Here is a 14,451-nt window from a genome sequence, read left to right as displayed (position 1 = left end):
TTGCGCGATGCCGGCCGGGCTCGGCGCGGCGTCGCGCCCGCCCTGCCGCTGTGGCGGGATCGGGACTGACCCGCTGGTCATCGCGGCCGGTTCTGGTTGACAATCCGCGCACCGGTTCGGCGTGCCTGCGTGGTCTGTTTGGCCTGTTTGGCGCGACCCGCCAGCCGCTGCGAGACCCACAACAATTCCATCGAGATTCCGAGGCACCGACATGACTTTTCCAAAGCGTCCTATCGCCTTTGTCCTCACCGCGACGAATCACGGCACGATGATCGTGAACCGTCACGACCACAACACCACGACCACCGGCTTTCGCTACGGCGTCGGCCATCAGTTGCTGGAGAACGCCTGCTTCGACGCGAGCGAGATCGACTTCGTGCTGGCGATGCTGACGCGCCGCCACGAACTGCACGGCGACGGCGTGGTGGCGATCGACGGCGGCGCGAACATCGGCGTGCATACGCTCGAATGGGCGCGCCACATGCACGGCTGGGGGCGGGTGCTCAGTTTCGAGGCGCAGGAAGTGGTGTTCTACGCGCTGGCCGGCAACATCGCGCTGAACAACTGCCTGAACGCGCGCGCCAAGCTGGCCGCGCTCGGCGAGCGTTGCGGCGAACTGAGCGTGCCGCAACCCGATTACCTCGCGCACGCGAGCTTCGGCAGCCTGGAGCTGCGCCCGCGCGAGAACGGCGAATTCATCGGCCAGACGATCGCCTACGACACCGCCTCGGGCTCCACGGTGCCGATGGTCAGCCTCGATTCGCTGAACCTGCCGCGCGTGGACCTGATCAAGCTCGACATCGAGGGCATGGAGATCGAGGCGCTGACCGGTGCGCGCGACACGCTGCGCCGCTGCAAGCCGATGTTGACCGTCGAGGTGCTGAAGACCGATTCGACCCAGGTCGAGCAGTTCCTGGCCGAGTTCGGCTACCGCTGCGTGCCGGCCGGGCTGAACCTGATCGCCGTGCACCGCGACGATCCGGTGTCGGCGCACCTGCAGGTGGGCGAGGGCGTGGTGTTCATCAGTTGACGGTTCGGGTACACCGTTTGCCCGTGCGGCGGATGCTCGGCTTTCGAAATTGCTGCATGTGTGTCGAATTGAAATAAAAACGTTGTGATTCGTAAATATTTTGGTAAGGAGGCACCGCAACCGCGCATTTTTAGGCATCCTGCGAATTGCCGAATGGTCCGGACCCCGAAGCAGTTGTGTCCGGACCGTGTCGAACCTCGCGCGAATCGTGAAAAGCCGCTAGGGGCTTGCCTTTACGTAGTTTTCGCTACCGTTTTGCGAGGGCTTTTCCAGTATCATGCGCCGGCCGGTGCGAATCACGTCCGGCCGATACGGGGCGGCGCGCCAGGGCGGATCGCCGGGCATGCACGGGTTTCCCGCGGTTGTACGAAAGGTTTTGTAATATCGCTCCGGTACACTCGGCGGCCCTGATTCCGCCCAGTCCGCCACGGCGGTCGATGCAGCCTGCGTTCGGGTACGCAGGCGCATGACGACGATCGCTTCGGTAGCGCCACACTCGCGACGGGTTCCAGCCTGACACTTCTGATTCATGTCCTTCAGTGATTTACCGCGGCGCGCGACGGCCGGTTTTGCGCGCGCCCGCCAGACTTTGCGGCTCGATCGGCTCGTTTCGCCGTTGCTTGCGCTCGGCATCGGCATTGCCCTGCTGTTCGTGTTCCAGCATCTGTCGGAGACCGTCGACTACCGCTCGGTGATCCGGCATCTGCGCGCCCTCACGGCCGGCGAGTGGGCCGGTGCGCTCGGCGCGACCGCCCTCAGCTACGCCGCGCTGGTGGCGCGCGACTGGATCGGCCTGCGCTACGTGGGCGCCAAGGTGCCGCGCGTCTCGCTGTGGATCGGCACCATCGCCGGCACCGCGCTCGGCAACGCCACCGGCTTCGGCGCGCTGACCGGCGGCGCGGTGCGGGTGCGCGTCTACGGCCCCTCGGGCGTCACCACCGCGCAGATCGGCCGCATGACCGTGTTCATGGGCGGCACGCTGATGCTCGGCATCGTCGGCATGACCGCGCTCGGCATGGTCGGCGGCTCCGGGCCGCTGGCCTCGATGCTGCCGGTGCCGGCCGACTGGCTGACCGTGATCGGCGCGCTGATCCTGGTGGCGCTGGCCGGGCTGGTGGCGTTCTGCGGGCGCGAGCCGCGCGAGGTGCGCTCGCGCTGGAGCTGGCTCTCGTTCGACATTCCCGCGCGGCGCGACCTGGTCGCCCAGCTCGTGTTCGCCGCCGTCGACGTGGTGGCGGCCGGCCTCGCGCTGTGGGCGCTGCTGCCGCACGGCCATATCGGCTTCGTCACGTTCATCACCGTCTATTCGGGCGCGCTGCTGCTCGGCATGATCGGCCATACGCCGGGCGGCATCGGCGTGTTCGAGGCCGCCATGGCGTTCACGCTCGGCAGCGCCGTGCCGCCCACCTCGATGCTGGCCGCGCTGCTGGCCTATCGGGCGATCTATTTCGGCGTGCCGCTGGCGCTGTCGGCCGGCCTGCTGGCCGTGTTCGAGGGGCGCGCGGTCAGCCAGCGCTTCGTCTCGACGCAGGCCGCGCAGGTCTCGCAACTCGCGCCGCTGTTCCTGAGCCTCGTGACGTTCGCGGTGGGCGGCATGCTGGTGATCTCGGGCGCCACGCCCGCGTTCTGGCAGCGCATCGCGGTGCTGCGCGGGGTGGTGCCGCTGTGGGTCATGGAAGGCTCGCAGGTGCTGTGCAGCGTGCTCGGCGTGTCGCTGCTGTTCGTCGCGCGCGGGCTGCTGCGCCGGCTCGACGCGGCCTGGTGGATCACGTTCGTCCTGACGCTGATCAGCCTCGCGCTGTCGTTCTCGAAGGGGCTGGCGTTCGTCGAGGCGGGCGTGCTCGGCGCGCTGCTGCTGTTGCTGCTGGTGTCCCGGCGCCGCTTCAACCGTCATTCGTCGCTGTTCGCCGAGCCGTTTACGATCGGCTGGTTCGTGTCGGTGGCGATGGTGCTGATCCTGGCCGTCTGGGTGCTGCTGTTCGCGTTTCGCGACATTCCCTATTCGCAGGAAATCTGGTCGCAGTTCGCGTTCGACGAGCGCGCCTCGCGGGCCTTGCGCGCCACGCTGGCGGCCGGCGTGTTCGCGGCGATGGCCTCGCTTTGGCAGATGCTGCGCCCGGCCGCGGGACGCTTCGTGGTGCCCGAGCCGCAGGATCTGGCCGACGCGGCGCGCATCATCCGCGCCCAGGAGCGCAGCGACGTGGGTCTCGCGCTGATGGGCGACAAGAGCTTCCTGTTCTCTCCGTCGCGCGAGGCGTTCCTGATGTACGCGAAGCACGGCCGCACCTGGGCCGCGCTCTACGATCCGGTCGGGCCGCGCCACGAATGGGCCGGGCTCATCAACGAACTGATCCTGCGCGCGCACACCCATGGCGGGCGCGCCGCGTTCTATCAGGTGCGCGCCGAGGGGCTGCCGCTCTATCTCGATGCCGGCCTCACGCTCGTCAAGCTCGGCGAGGAGGCGCATATCGCGCTGGAGGCGTTCGACCTCAAGGGCTCGAACCGCTCGCATCTGCGCTATGCGCTCAAGCGCGGCGACCGCGAAGCGATGTCGGTCGAGGTGATCGAGCCGCAGGCGGTGCCGGGCATGCTGCCGGTGCTGCGCGAAATCTCCGACGACTGGCTCGACAGCCGCGACGCGCGCGAGAAGAGCTTCTCGGTGGCCGCGTTTCACGACGGCTATCTGGCCACCCAATCGGTGATGCTGGTGCGCCAGGGCGGCGAGCCGGTCGCGTTCGTCACGTTCATGACCACCGACCTGAACACCGACGCCACCGTCGGCGTCATGCGCCACGTGCCCGAGGCCTCGCCGTACGCGATGGAATACCTGTTCACGCAGCTCGCGCTGCATCTGAAGGAAGCCGGGTTCCGCCGCCTGAGCCTCGGCATGGCGCCGTTCTCGGGGATGGGCACCGCGCCGATGTCGTCGCTGTGGCACCGGCTCGGCCGGGTGGTGTGGCGCTTCGGCGGGCGTTTCTACAATTTCCGCGGCTTGCGCGCGTTCAAGAGCAAGTTCGAGCCGCAATGGGAGCCGCGCTATCTCGCGGCTTCCGGTTCGGTCGGCGTTTTCGTGACGCTTGCCGATTTGTCTTTGCTGGCAGGAGGTCGGCGTTCATGAAGTGGAATCATTGGGGCCGATTGGCCATCTCGGCGGCGTTCGTTCTTGTCCAGGCAAGCGGCGCCCATGCGGCGGAAACCGCCAAACCGGCCGCTAAAACGAATGCGGCAAGTGCGGCGCATGCCGGCGCCGCCAGTGCGGCGCATCCCGCCTCGGCCGTGATCGGCGAGGCCGGCGTGCCGAGCCGCCTGCCGGGCGGGCGCTACGGCGACGTGATCGTCGTGAAGCCCGAGGGCGAGATCCACGGCTTCGTGGTGCTGTATTCGGCGGCCGGCGGCTGGAGCGCCGACGACCAGAACACGGCCGCCGTGCTGGCCAAGGCCGGCGCGCTGACGGTGGGCGTGGATACCGCGCGCTACGCGGCCAATCTGGCCAAGACCAAGGAAAGCTGCCATCAACTGGTGGGCGACGCGGAAGCGGTCAGCCACCAGCTCGAACGGCAGATCAAGACCTCGCGCTACTACGCGCCGATCGTGGCCGGCATCGGGCAGGGCGGCGCGCTCGCGCGGCAGGTGCTCGCGCAGGCGCCCGAGAACACCATCTCCGGCGCGGTCACGGTGGCGCCGGCCGCGACGCTCGATCCGCGCTTCAAGATGTGCCCGCCGGACCCGACGGTCAGCCGCCGCAAGACGCCGGGCTTCGTCGACACGGCCGCCACCGGCGATGCATCGAAGCTGGTCGCGCTGCTCGCGCCGCACCTGCGCGACGGCACGGCCGACGAGCTCGACGTATCCGACCTGCCGCTCGTGGAGTTGCCGGCCAAGCCGGGCAGCGCCGCGTCGGCCGACGGCAACCTGCTGGCGATCGTGATTTCCGGCGACGGCGGCTGGCGCGATCTCGACAAGACGATCGCCGAGGCCTTGCAGAAGGATGGCGTGTCGGTGGTCGGCATCGACAGCCTGCGCTATTTCTGGAGCGAGAAAACGCCGGCGCAGACCAGCCACGATCTGGCGCGCGTGATGCAGACCTACATGGCGCGCTGGCATGCGTCGCATGTCGCGCTGATCGGCTATTCGTTCGGCGCCGACGTGATCCCATTTGCCTACAACCGGCTGCCGCCGGCGCTGCAGGAGAAGGTGGCCGTGATGTCGCTGCTCGGCTTCGCGCCGACGGCCGATTTCCAGATTCGCGTGACCGGCTGGCTCGGCATGCCGGCCAGCGATCAGGCACTGAAGGTGCGTCCGGAATTCGACAAGCTGCCGGCCAAGCAGGTGCAGTGCTTCTACGGCGCGACCGAGAAGGAAACGCTGTGCCCGGCGTTGGCCGGCACGGGTGCGGAGGTCGTCAAGACCGGCGGCGATCACCATTTCGGTGGCGATTACCTGTCGCTGGAGCGGCGCATCCTGGCGGCGTTCAGGAAGAATATCGGCGCGCGTTGAGAGGTTGACGGGGCGTTGATCATGCGTTGATCGCCGAATCACGGCGGCGCGGGCCTTCGGGCTTGCGCCGCCGTTTTCGTTTAGGGATTTCGCCGCATTTTGCTTCATGTTTTCCTTTCGTCGCCCCGATTGCTGAACCGCGCTCACGAGCCCGTGCACGGCTGGCGGGCTTCACGCGGCGCGGCTGCCTTTGCTACATTCCCCGGCTGACGTCCACGCGGGCCGCGCGCATTCTGCCGCCGCCCGCCCAACCGGAGAATCGATCATGTCCACGCCCACGCAGATCCACAACAAAGTCGTCGTCATCACCGGCGCGAGCAGCGGGCTCGGCGAAGCCGCCGCGCGCCGGCTCGCCGCCGACGGCGCCCGCATCGTGCTCGGCGCGCGCCGCATCGAGCGGCTCGACGCGCTGGTGGCCGAGCTGAAGGCGCACGGCGCCGAGGCGCTGGCGGTGGCCACCGACGTGACGCAACGCGACGAGGTGCAGCGGCTGGTGGATACCGCCGTGGCCAGCTTCGGCCGCATCGACGTGCTGATCAACAACGCCGGGCTGATGCCGCATTCGCCGCTGGAGCGCGGCAAGACCGACGACTGGGACCGCATGATCGACGTGAACCTGAAGGGCGTGCTGTACGGCATCGCCGCCGCGCTGCCGCACATGCAGGCGCAGAAATCGGGACACCTGATCAACGTGGCGTCGGTGGCGGCGCACAAGGTGCGCCCGGGCAGTGCCGTGTATGCGGCCACCAAGGCGGCGGTGCGGATGCTGTCGGAAGGGCTGCGCCAGGAAGTGAAGCCGTACGGCATCCGTACCACGGTGATCTCGCCCGGCGCGATCGACACCGAACTGCCCGACAGCATCACCGAGGCCGACATCGCGGCGGCCGTGCGCGAGTTCTACGGCATCGCGCTGCCGGCCGAATCGTTCGCGAATCTGGTGGCCTATGTGATCGGCGCGCCTGAGGACGTGGATATCAACGAAGTGGTGTTCCGGCCGACGCGGCAGGAGTTTTGAGGGCACGGGGGCGTGCGGCCTTCGCCTGACGGTTGAGCGGCTGACTTCTCGATAGCTATACGGCTCACGGCTCGACAGCTCGACAGTCGATTCAACCCCGCTTCACCCACCCGCCGCCCGCACCGGCAAATCCGCCGCGTAGCGCCCCGGCGTCACGCCGAGCGTGCGGCGGAACATCTCGATGAACGCGCTGACGTTGTCGTAGCCGAGTTCCAGCGCGATGGTCGTGACCGGCGCGCCGGCCGCGAGCCGTTCGAGCGCGCGCAGCACGCGCGCCTGCTGGCGCCATTGCGCGAAGCTCATGCCGGTTTCCGCCGCGAAGCGCCGGCTCAGCGTGCGCGGCGCGATGCCGGCCCAGTGCGCCCAATCGGCCGCGCCGCGATGGTCGGCCAGGTCGGCCGCCAGCGCATCGGCGATCCGCGCCAGGCGCCGATCGCTCGGCTTCGGCAGGCCCAGCGCCTGCGCCGGCGAGGCCGCGATTTCCGCCACGATCAGCTCGGCGATGCGCGTCTCGTCGGCATCGTGCGAGCCGCCCGGCCAGCTTGCCGCACGCCGCACCGCCTCGCGCAGCAGCGGGTTGGTGCGGATCGCGCGCGGCTCGGCCGGCAACGCCGCGCGCGCCGCCGCTTCCTCGACGAACACGCTCCAGCCCGAGAACGGGCCGTGCGAGCGCAGCGAATGCCAGTGGTGGGGCGGCACCCAGATCGCATGGGTGGCCGGCACGACCCACTGCTGCGCCTCCAATCCCACCGACAGCAGCCCGCTCAACGCGCCGATCAACTGGCCGCGCGGGTGCCGGTGCACGTCCGTTTCGCGTGCCGCTGACTGCGTCAATTCAGCAGCCGCAACTAACGGTCCGCCTGACTGGAGTACGAGTGGTGGGGGCAGCAGCGGATCGAGCATGGCCGAAATTCCGTATCGAATGGCTTGCATGAGGGAGTTGGGCCGATTCTATCTCGATAAACTGGTTTCTATCGAAACCGGCGTCGCGCGGCGACTGCCCAAGGAGAATCACGATGCGAGCGGAACAACTGCTGCCCGACGGGCAGAACCAGGCCGATCTGAACGGCGTGACCGTGCGCAAGGGCACGGTGGGCGCGTTTCTCTTCAATGCGCGCGTGCTGGGCACGCCCGATGCGACGCCTCAGGCGCGCGCCGAGGCGCGGGCGGACATCCTGGCCGCGCTGCCGGCGCTGCGCGCACTCGGCCTGTTCGAGGTGCTGGAAGTGCGCGACCCCGCCTTGCGTGCCTGGATCGGCGCACAGTGAGCGTCGATCCATCGAACGCAGCGCGCCACCCCCAACCGGATATCCACGGAGAAAACCCATGAAAGCAGCGATCGTGAAATCGGCCGGCCAGGCGCCGGTATACGGCGATTTCGACGCACCGCGCGCCGCCGCCGGCAGCCGCGAGATTCGCGTGCGCGCCGCCGCCCTGAGCCATGTCACGCGTTCGCGCGCGGCGGGCGTGCATTACACGTCGGAGGCGGCGGGCCAGGGCGGGGCGTTCATGCCGTTCGTGCCCGGCATCGATGGCGTGGGCGAGGACGCCGACGGCCGGCGCGTCTACTTCTTTGCGCCGGTCGCGCCGCATGGCGCGATGGCCGAGCGCAGCGTCGCCATCGATGCGCATTGCCTGCCGCTGCCCGACGCGCTCGACGACGTGACGGCCGCCGCGCTGGCGATCCCCGGCATGTCGTCGTGGGCCGCGCTCAAGGAGCGCGCGCGGCTCCAGTTCGGCGAGACGGTGCTCGTCAACGGTGCCACCGGCTCGTCGGGGCGGCTCGCCGTGCAGCTCGCGAAATATCTGGGCGCGGGCAAGGTGATCGCCACCGGGCGCGACGCCACCGCGCTGGCCGAACTGACCACGCTCGGCGCCGACGTGATCGTGCCGCTGACCCAGGACGACGCGCTCGACGCCGCGCTGCGCGAACAGTTCTCGGGCGGCGTGGACATCGTGCTCGACTACCTGTGGGGGCCGAGCGCCCACGCGCTGCTCGGCGCGGCGGCGCGCGCGCTGCCCGACCTGGCCGCGCTGCGCTACGTGCAGATCGGTGCGATCGGCGGCAGCGAGATCTCGCTGCCGGCCGCCGTGCTGCGCGCCACCGCGATCACGCTGATGGGCAGCGGGATCGGCAGCGTGCCGCTGCCGATGCTGATCGAGGCGCTGCGCATGGTGCTCGACGTCGCGCCGCGCGCAGGGTTGCGGATCGACGCGCACGCGGTGCCGCTGGCGCAGGTCGGCGAGACGTGGGCCAAGACGGACAGCCGGCGGCGCACGGTGTTCACGATCGATTGAGGCCGGGGTGGCGTGATTTCGGAACGGCCAGTTTGATGGGGTGATCGTATCGTTTCGATAAGAAAAGTTATCTTAACGATACGATGGTGTGTCAGGAATTCATGGTGTCGTTGCTGCTTACACCAGCGCTCATGCAAGCAAGGTCGTGGTGCTGGCGCGGACGTGCCCGGCGTGACTGACGTTCAAGCGGCGGCTCGCCCCGAGCCAGCCCATCTGACCTGATGCCTGGATAAGCTCGAATGTCCGCTCCGGGTTCGACGTACGCGCTTGCCTTCGGTGCGTCTCGACGTCAGTCGGTGCCCGAGCTGTCGTCGCCACCCGATTTCAGCGATTGAAATCCCGCGAACGCGAAATTCGTCAGTTCAAAGGCGGTCTGCGAATCCGATTTTCCGGACACGTTCGGCAACGTGACGCTGCGAGCGGACGTCCGCAGCCCCGAGCCCCCGCGCGAGCGTGCCGGGCTCGGTGGCCGGGTCGCCGCGCTTGCTGCGGGCGATGCATGGCGCAGCGCCGTCAACGAATCCTTCAGATGCTCCCGCCCGACGTTGAAGCGGCGTACTACCTTGCCCCGTTCGGTATCGCTGTCGTAGCCGTCGTCGCGTCCGCGATTCGCGTCCGGCGCCTCGATCGAGCCGCTGCCGCCGACCCACACCGCACCGGTCATACGCTTGGAACTGCGCAGCGCGGCCGGCGTCGTGAGCCCGTCGAGCGCGGTCTGGCTTGCGAGTGCCGCCGCGACGTGCGGATCGGATTGGCCGGCGAGGATCGCCGGGAAGGCGTGGAACGGTTGATGGGCGTCGGCCTGACCGGTTGTCGACAGGCCGGACTCGAACAGCCCGGTATGCGCGACGATTTCGTTGTCGGGGCCGGGAAGCAGTGATAGGCCGGTGCTGGTGCGCGCGGCGGCCGCGACCGCGACGGGCACCGGCCTGCCCTGGATCGCGCTGCGTTCCGCCGTCGCGGAGATCTCGTGCCTGCCGCGCTTGCCCTTCCGAAACTCGGGCGAGGCCGCCGAGTCGTCGCGGAATTGTTTCGGCGTGGTTGCCGTGCCCTTGCCCATCGAGACGAGTGGCGCCCGCAGCGGCCCCGTGTGGTTGAACGCACCGAGATTGCCGCTGCCCAGCGCGTTATCCACTTGACTCAAGCGTCTGCCGTGCGGCGTGGTGGGAGAGGGGATCGCGGGCGCCGGCGTTGGCGTCGCGGGCGTGCTTGAACTTGGCGCGGTGCTCGCTGGTTCGCGTCCGCGCTTTGTCCCCTTGCCGGACGAAGATTTCCCACTGAGCATGTTGGTTCTCCTTTCGATGGCGCCGCCGCGTGACGGCATCGTCATCCATGTGGGTCACACAAGTTCTGTGCCAGCGGGAGGGTGGCGTCGAACGCTTACTGGGCAAGGCTCCAGGAAACCTTTGCACGTTCGCGCGGGCAGGAAATCACCCAGCACGCATTCACGGGCGGACGCCTGCGAGATGTACGGCGCGGCTTCGCTGCGTGTGTAGCGCAGCGCGGAATGATGGGGAGCACGCACCCATTCGCTGGGTCGATTTCCACCCGACGCGACGCTGGAGGCTTGGGTGATAGATCGGCAAGAGCACGTTGCCGGGAGGGGGCGGGACGGGACGCATGCGGGCAGCAATGAGCGTCCGTTCTAGGGTGCGGGGCTGGCGGCTGGCTTCGGAGCGTCGAAGCCAGCCGCCCACCCTCAAAATTGATGCGACACCGTCACCTGCGCCGTCGACGGCGGGTTCGGCACACGGCAAAGGCGGCCAGCGATGCCGCAGCGGCGAGCGTCAACGTTACGTTGAACATCACAGGCGGCGTCATGCCTCGATCCCGAGCCGTTTCGCGGCAGCCTGCGCGGCCAGCTTCGCCTGCCCGTCCATCCATTTGCGGCTGTCGCGCATCGCTTGCGTGCGCTCGGGGCCGGCCTGCTCGGGCGTGCCGTTCAGGAACGGCGGCGCGGGCGCGTATTCGATCGTCAGCGCCGCGCGGCGCGCCAGTTCCTCGCCCTTCAGTTGCGCGACCAGCGTCAGCGCGAAATCCACGCCGGCCGTCACGCCGCCCGCGGTCATGCGGTTGCGGTCGGTCACGACGCGCTGGTCCACATGCCGCGCGCCGAGGATCGGCAGCAGGTCGGCCACGGCCCAGTGCGCCGTGGCGTCGTAGCCGCGCAGCAGCCCGGCCGCGCCGAGCAGCAGGCCGCCGGTGCACACGCTCGTCACCCACTTTGCAGTGCGCCCGCGCGAGGCCAGGAAATCGAGCGTGGCCGGATCGTTGATCGCGTCGATGGTGCCCATGATGCCGCCGGGCACGAACAGCACATCGACATCGGCCGGGCATTCGGTGAATGTGCGGGTTGGCGCGAACGGCAGGCCTTCGACGCTCGATACGGCGTCGCGCGTCTTGCCGACGAGTTGCGTGTCGAAGCGCGCGACCTTGAAGACGGTCAACGGGCCGACCAGATCGAGCGCCACCATCTGCGGGTGGATCAGCATGGCGACCTTCGGTGCGTCGGGCGGCAACATGTTCATCATGCGCAGGTGGTCGCGTGCCGCGGCGTCGGGGGCGGCGGGCATGGCGGGCGCTGCGGATTCGCTCGCGAGCGCGGGGCCGGCGGACGTGGCGGCGGCGGCCAGGCACAGCGTGCCCAGCGTCAGGAAATCGCGGCGTGAGGCGGAAGAATGTGTCATGAAACAAGGCTCCGGATGGAAAGTCGGAACGAAGCAGGGCGGCCAACGGCGTGTGCGGTTGGCGATCGACACGATGTCGATGGCCGGGCACGCGCACGCATTCGGCACGCGCGAGGCGGGCGCCGGCTGGCAAGCAATGGAGTGCGGGGAGCGAGCGGATCGGCGATCCCGCGCGCGGTGATCGGCGTGGAATCTACGGATGCGGAAATCCCTCGGTGTTATGCGAGCGACAACACGCGCGAACGCGGAAAGACATTCGTTATCCGTACGATCGGCTTAATGGCGCGTGACGAGAGGTGGCGCGCGTGCGCCGAGCGAGCCATGAACGGGGCTCGCGGAAGGGGGCGCCTCATCGGCCGGAAACGGCCGGCGGGCGCCGGTCGCCAGCCGCAGCCAATAGGCCGGCAGCGGCAAGGTCGGGGCGAGGCCGATCGCGAGTGCTGCACTGAACGGGCACAGGTCGCCCGCGTGTTGCGTATTGGCGTGCGGTGCGGGGTGCGGCGGCGAGCCGGCCAGCGCCTTGGCCAGATCGGCCTCGGCGGCCTGCGCGGCCGGATCGGCGCTGCGGCTGCCGTTTCCGTTGCCGCCGAGCGTCGGCGCGTCGCCGAACAACGCGCCGTGCCCGCTGCAGATCGACAGGTCGACGCCGCGCCCGCCGATGCTCGGGGCGAGCATCAGGCCGGGCGGAAGCAGCAGGCGGAACACGACGACCAGCAGCAGCAACGAGGCCGCCGCCGGGTGCGTCAGACGCTGTGCTAGCAGATGGCGAAGTCGGATCATGGCGCGCGTATTTTAGACGCGTCGCCCGCGATTCGAAATGAAACCGTCAACTGTTTTCACAGGGATATGAAACGATCCGCAAGCGGCAAGCGGCAAGCGGCAAGCGGCAAGCGGCAAGCGGCAAGCCGCGCACAGGCTGCGATCAACCGTCCGATGGCGCGAACGTCTCGCCCCGAAACACCCGCACCGGGTTGCCGCGCGCCACCGCGCCATGTTGCCGATGCCGCTCGCGGCGTTCGCGCAGCGCCTGCTGTTCGGCTTCCTGCTGCAAGCGCCAGCCGAGCAGTTGCAGCGCGAGCCGCCGGTTCGCGTGCTGGCTGCGCTCGCTTTCCACGCGTACGGCAATCCCGCTGGCCAGATGCGTGGCACGGATCGCCGAAGCCGTCTTGTTGACGTGCTGGCCGCCGGGGCCGCGTGCACGCATCGCCTCGAAGCGCACCTCGCCGTCGGGCGGTGGCGGCGCGACGGCGCAGCGCGCCACGCCGATGAACCAGTTGCGGCGCGGATGCCGTACGCGAAACGGACTCGCGCAGATCCATTGCAACGTGCCGGTCCAGCGCGCGGCGAGCGCGTCGGCGGCGGCATTGCGGTGCGGTCCACCGTCCGGTTCGCCCAACTCGACCAGCACCGAGCGGAACGTGCCGGGGCGTTCGCCCGGCACGTCCTCGAGCACGGACAACGCCACGTGTGCGGCGTCGGCCTCGCTTTGCAATTGCCGCAGCGCATGCGCCACCGCCAACTGGCATTCGAGCGGGCCGTGCGCGGCTGTCAGATGAAGCAGCATCAGCAACCCTCCCCGGCGGTCTTGTAGGTCAGCACCGGCGCGAGCCGCGCCAGACGGCGCACCAGGCCGGCCGCTTCGAGCGCGTCCACTACGCTGTCGATCGGCTTGTAGGCCTGCGGCGCTTCCTCGTACAGCAGTTCGCGGTTCTCGCAGATCACCTGGCTGCCGAGGCGCGTGCGCGTCAGTTGCGACGGCGAAAAGCGCGCTTCGAGCCGGCCCCGGCAGTCGCCGCGCGCCCACTTGCGGCCCGCGCCGTGCGCGAGCGAATCGAGATGCCCGATGTCACCGCACGGCAGCGGTTGCACGAGGTAGCTGTAGTCGCCTCGCGAGCCGGGGATCACGACCGGCCCGGCGTCGGCCGGCGTCGCGCCCTTGCGGTGCAGCCAGCCGGGCGTGCCGCCGATCGTGGTGTGGCTCAGGAAGTTGTGATGGACGTCGAGCAGCGGTGCGCCCTCGCTGCGCCAGCGCGCCAGCATGCGCCGCGCGATCAGCTCGCGATTGATGCGCGCGTAATGCAGCGCTGCATCGTGCTGTTCCAGATACGTGGCGCAATCGGCGCTGGTGTCGTCGAGCCCGCCGTGGCCGTGCGCATGCGTGTGCCGTTCGAGGATCGCCTGGCCGAAGCCGCGCGAGCCGCTGTGCACGAGCAGCAGCAGGCGTTCCGGCGCGATGCCGAGCGCGCGCAGCGCGGCTTCGTCGTGGATTGCATCGAGCTTCTGCAGCTCCGCGAAATGATTGCCGCTGCCGATCGTGCCGAGCGAGGCCGCGAAGCCGTGATCGGCGAGGCCGGCCGCCGCGAGCAACGGCTGCCAGCTCGCGTCGAGCCGGCCGTCGATTGAGCCAAGCTGGTTCGCGAGCTTCGTCACGCTGCTGCGCCGCGCGTCGAGCGCGGTTTGCCACAGCGCCATGCCGCAGCCGATGTCGCCGCCGATCAGCGCCGGATACAACCGGCCCGTCGAGAAGAACGCCGCGCCGACCGGATAGCCGCGCCCGGGATGCAGATCCGGCATGCCGGCGACGCGCTGCATGCCCGGCAGGCCGGCCGTGTGTTTCAGTTGGCGGATCGCTTCGCCTTCGATCCAGGTTGCCGGGGACGCGCACAACGTGACGCCGTCCGCCAGCTTTTGCAGGGGAGTGCCCATGAGGGATTCCGTTCGAGAAGAAAGAGAACGGCGGGCCATGGACCGGGCGACGCGCACGCAGGCGCGGCTCGATTCGAGAGGGGGATATCGGCGCGGCGCGCCGTGCATGACCTATCGCGACGGCCCGGAAATCCGGAACGTCAGGATGGCGAATGGCACGGCGGGAAGCGAGGGCTGCCTGGCGCTGGCCGACAGGTCATGTCGGCGAAGCGGCAAGG

At 69.1% G+C, this 14,451-nt stretch carries 12 protein-coding genes; 6 read left to right on the top strand and 6 right to left on the bottom strand.

Translation table 11 applies throughout. From position 1 onward, the window contains the following. Positions 1 to 211: 211 nt before the first annotated feature. The 4 genes from AB4850_RS23295 to AB4850_RS23280 all read left to right on the top strand — a co-directional run bounded on the left by AB4850_RS23295 (position 212) and on the right by AB4850_RS23280 (position 6,542). Positions 212 to 1,030, top strand: coding sequence for an FkbM family methyltransferase (locus AB4850_RS23295; protein ID WP_414445337.1), 819 nt, complete (start codon positions 212 to 214; stop codon positions 1,028 to 1,030). Positions 1,031 to 1,559: 529 nt separating this feature from the next. Further along, positions 1,560 to 4,148: a bifunctional lysylphosphatidylglycerol flippase/synthetase MprF gene (mprF, locus tag AB4850_RS23290; protein ID WP_414445336.1), complete on the top strand. Its 2,589-nt coding sequence runs from the start codon at positions 1,560 to 1,562 to the stop codon at positions 4,146 to 4,148. Then, positions 4,145 to 5,527, top strand: a complete 1,383-nt coding sequence (locus AB4850_RS23285; RefSeq protein ID WP_414445335.1) for a virulence factor family protein — start codon at positions 4,145 to 4,147, stop codon at positions 5,525 to 5,527. Before mprF ends, AB4850_RS23285 begins: the two co-directional genes overlap by 4 nt. Before the next feature lie 265 nt (positions 5,528 to 5,792). Beyond that, the gene (locus tag AB4850_RS23280; protein ID WP_414445334.1) at positions 5,793 to 6,542 is read left to right on the top strand and encodes an SDR family oxidoreductase; all 750 of its coding nucleotides are present in this window, start codon (positions 5,793 to 5,795) and stop codon (positions 6,540 to 6,542) included. A gap of 102 nt (positions 6,543 to 6,644) precedes the next feature. Here AB4850_RS23280 and AB4850_RS23275 read toward each other — a convergent pair whose 3' ends face one another. After that, positions 6,645 to 7,445: an AraC family transcriptional regulator gene (locus AB4850_RS23275; RefSeq protein WP_414445333.1), complete on the bottom strand. Its 801-nt coding sequence runs from the start codon at positions 7,443 to 7,445 to the stop codon at positions 6,645 to 6,647. A 113-nt stretch (positions 7,446 to 7,558) separates the two neighbouring features. Between AB4850_RS23275 and AB4850_RS23270 the strand changes: the two genes are divergently transcribed. Together AB4850_RS23270 and AB4850_RS23265 are read left to right on the top strand one after the other, a co-directional pair. Next, positions 7,559 to 7,810, top strand: a complete 252-nt coding sequence (locus AB4850_RS23270) for a hypothetical protein (RefSeq protein WP_414445332.1) — start codon at positions 7,559 to 7,561, stop codon at positions 7,808 to 7,810. Between the two features lie 58 nt (positions 7,811 to 7,868). Then, complete coding sequence (locus tag AB4850_RS23265; protein ID WP_414445331.1) at positions 7,869 to 8,840, top strand: quinone oxidoreductase family protein; 972 nt, start codon at positions 7,869 to 7,871, stop codon at positions 8,838 to 8,840. 289 nt (positions 8,841 to 9,129) lie between these two features. On the opposite strand, the gene AB4850_RS23260 is transcribed toward AB4850_RS23265, so the two are convergent. From AB4850_RS23260 to AB4850_RS23240, 5 genes are all read right to left on the bottom strand, one after another. Then, positions 9,130 to 9,975 carry a hypothetical protein gene (locus AB4850_RS23260; protein ID WP_414445330.1) on the bottom strand — a complete coding sequence of 282 codons (846 nt, stop codon included), beginning with the start codon at positions 9,973 to 9,975 and terminating at the stop codon, positions 9,130 to 9,132. 682 nt (positions 9,976 to 10,657) lie between these two features. After that, the gene (locus AB4850_RS23255) at positions 10,658 to 11,527 is read right to left on the bottom strand and encodes a DJ-1/PfpI family protein (RefSeq protein WP_414445329.1); all 870 of its coding nucleotides are present in this window, start codon (positions 11,525 to 11,527) and stop codon (positions 10,658 to 10,660) included. A 276-nt stretch (positions 11,528 to 11,803) separates the two neighbouring features. Next, complete coding sequence (locus AB4850_RS23250) at positions 11,804 to 12,307, bottom strand: hypothetical protein (RefSeq protein ID WP_414445328.1); 504 nt, start codon at positions 12,305 to 12,307, stop codon at positions 11,804 to 11,806. Between the two features lie 142 nt (positions 12,308 to 12,449). Beyond that, positions 12,450 to 13,091, bottom strand: a complete 642-nt coding sequence (prfH, locus tag AB4850_RS23245) for a peptide chain release factor H (protein ID WP_414445327.1) — start codon at positions 13,089 to 13,091, stop codon at positions 12,450 to 12,452. Beyond that, on the bottom strand, positions 13,091 to 14,233 hold the full coding sequence (locus tag AB4850_RS23240; protein WP_414445326.1) for an RNA ligase RtcB family protein: 1,143 nt from the start codon (positions 14,231 to 14,233) through the stop codon (positions 13,091 to 13,093). Before AB4850_RS23240 ends, prfH begins: the two co-directional genes overlap by 1 nt. Positions 14,234 to 14,451 lie beyond the last annotated feature (218 nt).

This window comes from Burkholderia sp. 22PA0106 (assembly GCF_047497155.1).
Taxonomy (GTDB): domain Bacteria; phylum Pseudomonadota; class Gammaproteobacteria; order Burkholderiales; family Burkholderiaceae; genus Burkholderia.
This window is presented reverse-complemented; position numbering and strand designations above follow the sequence as displayed.

Bases quoted from the DNA above. Each gene is read 5' to 3' on its own strand.
- AB4850_RS23295 (WP_414445337.1), top strand. From the start codon at position 212: ATGACTTTTCCAAAGCGTCCTATCGCCTTTGTCCTCACCGCGACGAAT.
- mprF (WP_414445336.1), top strand. From the start codon at position 1,560: ATGTCCTTCAGTGATTTACCGCGGCGCGCGACGGCCGGTTTTGCGCGC.
- AB4850_RS23285 (WP_414445335.1), top strand. From the start codon at position 4,145: ATGAAGTGGAATCATTGGGGCCGATTGGCCATCTCGGCGGCGTTCGTT.
- AB4850_RS23280 (WP_414445334.1), top strand. From the start codon at position 5,793: ATGTCCACGCCCACGCAGATCCACAACAAAGTCGTCGTCATCACCGGC.
- AB4850_RS23275 (WP_414445333.1), bottom strand. From the start codon at position 7,445: ATGCTCGATCCGCTGCTGCCCCCACCACTCGTACTCCAGTCAGGCGGA.
- AB4850_RS23270 (WP_414445332.1), top strand. From the start codon at position 7,559: ATGCGAGCGGAACAACTGCTGCCCGACGGGCAGAACCAGGCCGATCTG.
- AB4850_RS23265 (WP_414445331.1), top strand. From the start codon at position 7,869: ATGAAAGCAGCGATCGTGAAATCGGCCGGCCAGGCGCCGGTATACGGC.
- AB4850_RS23255 (WP_414445329.1), bottom strand. From the start codon at position 11,527: ATGACACATTCTTCCGCCTCACGCCGCGATTTCCTGACGCTGGGCACG.
- AB4850_RS23250 (WP_414445328.1), bottom strand. From the start codon at position 12,307: ATGATCCGACTTCGCCATCTGCTAGCACAGCGTCTGACGCACCCGGCG.
- prfH (WP_414445327.1), bottom strand. From the start codon at position 13,091: ATGCTGCTTCATCTGACAGCCGCGCACGGCCCGCTCGAATGCCAGTTG.
- AB4850_RS23240 (WP_414445326.1), bottom strand. From the start codon at position 14,233: ATGGGCACTCCCCTGCAAAAGCTGGCGGACGGCGTCACGTTGTGCGCG.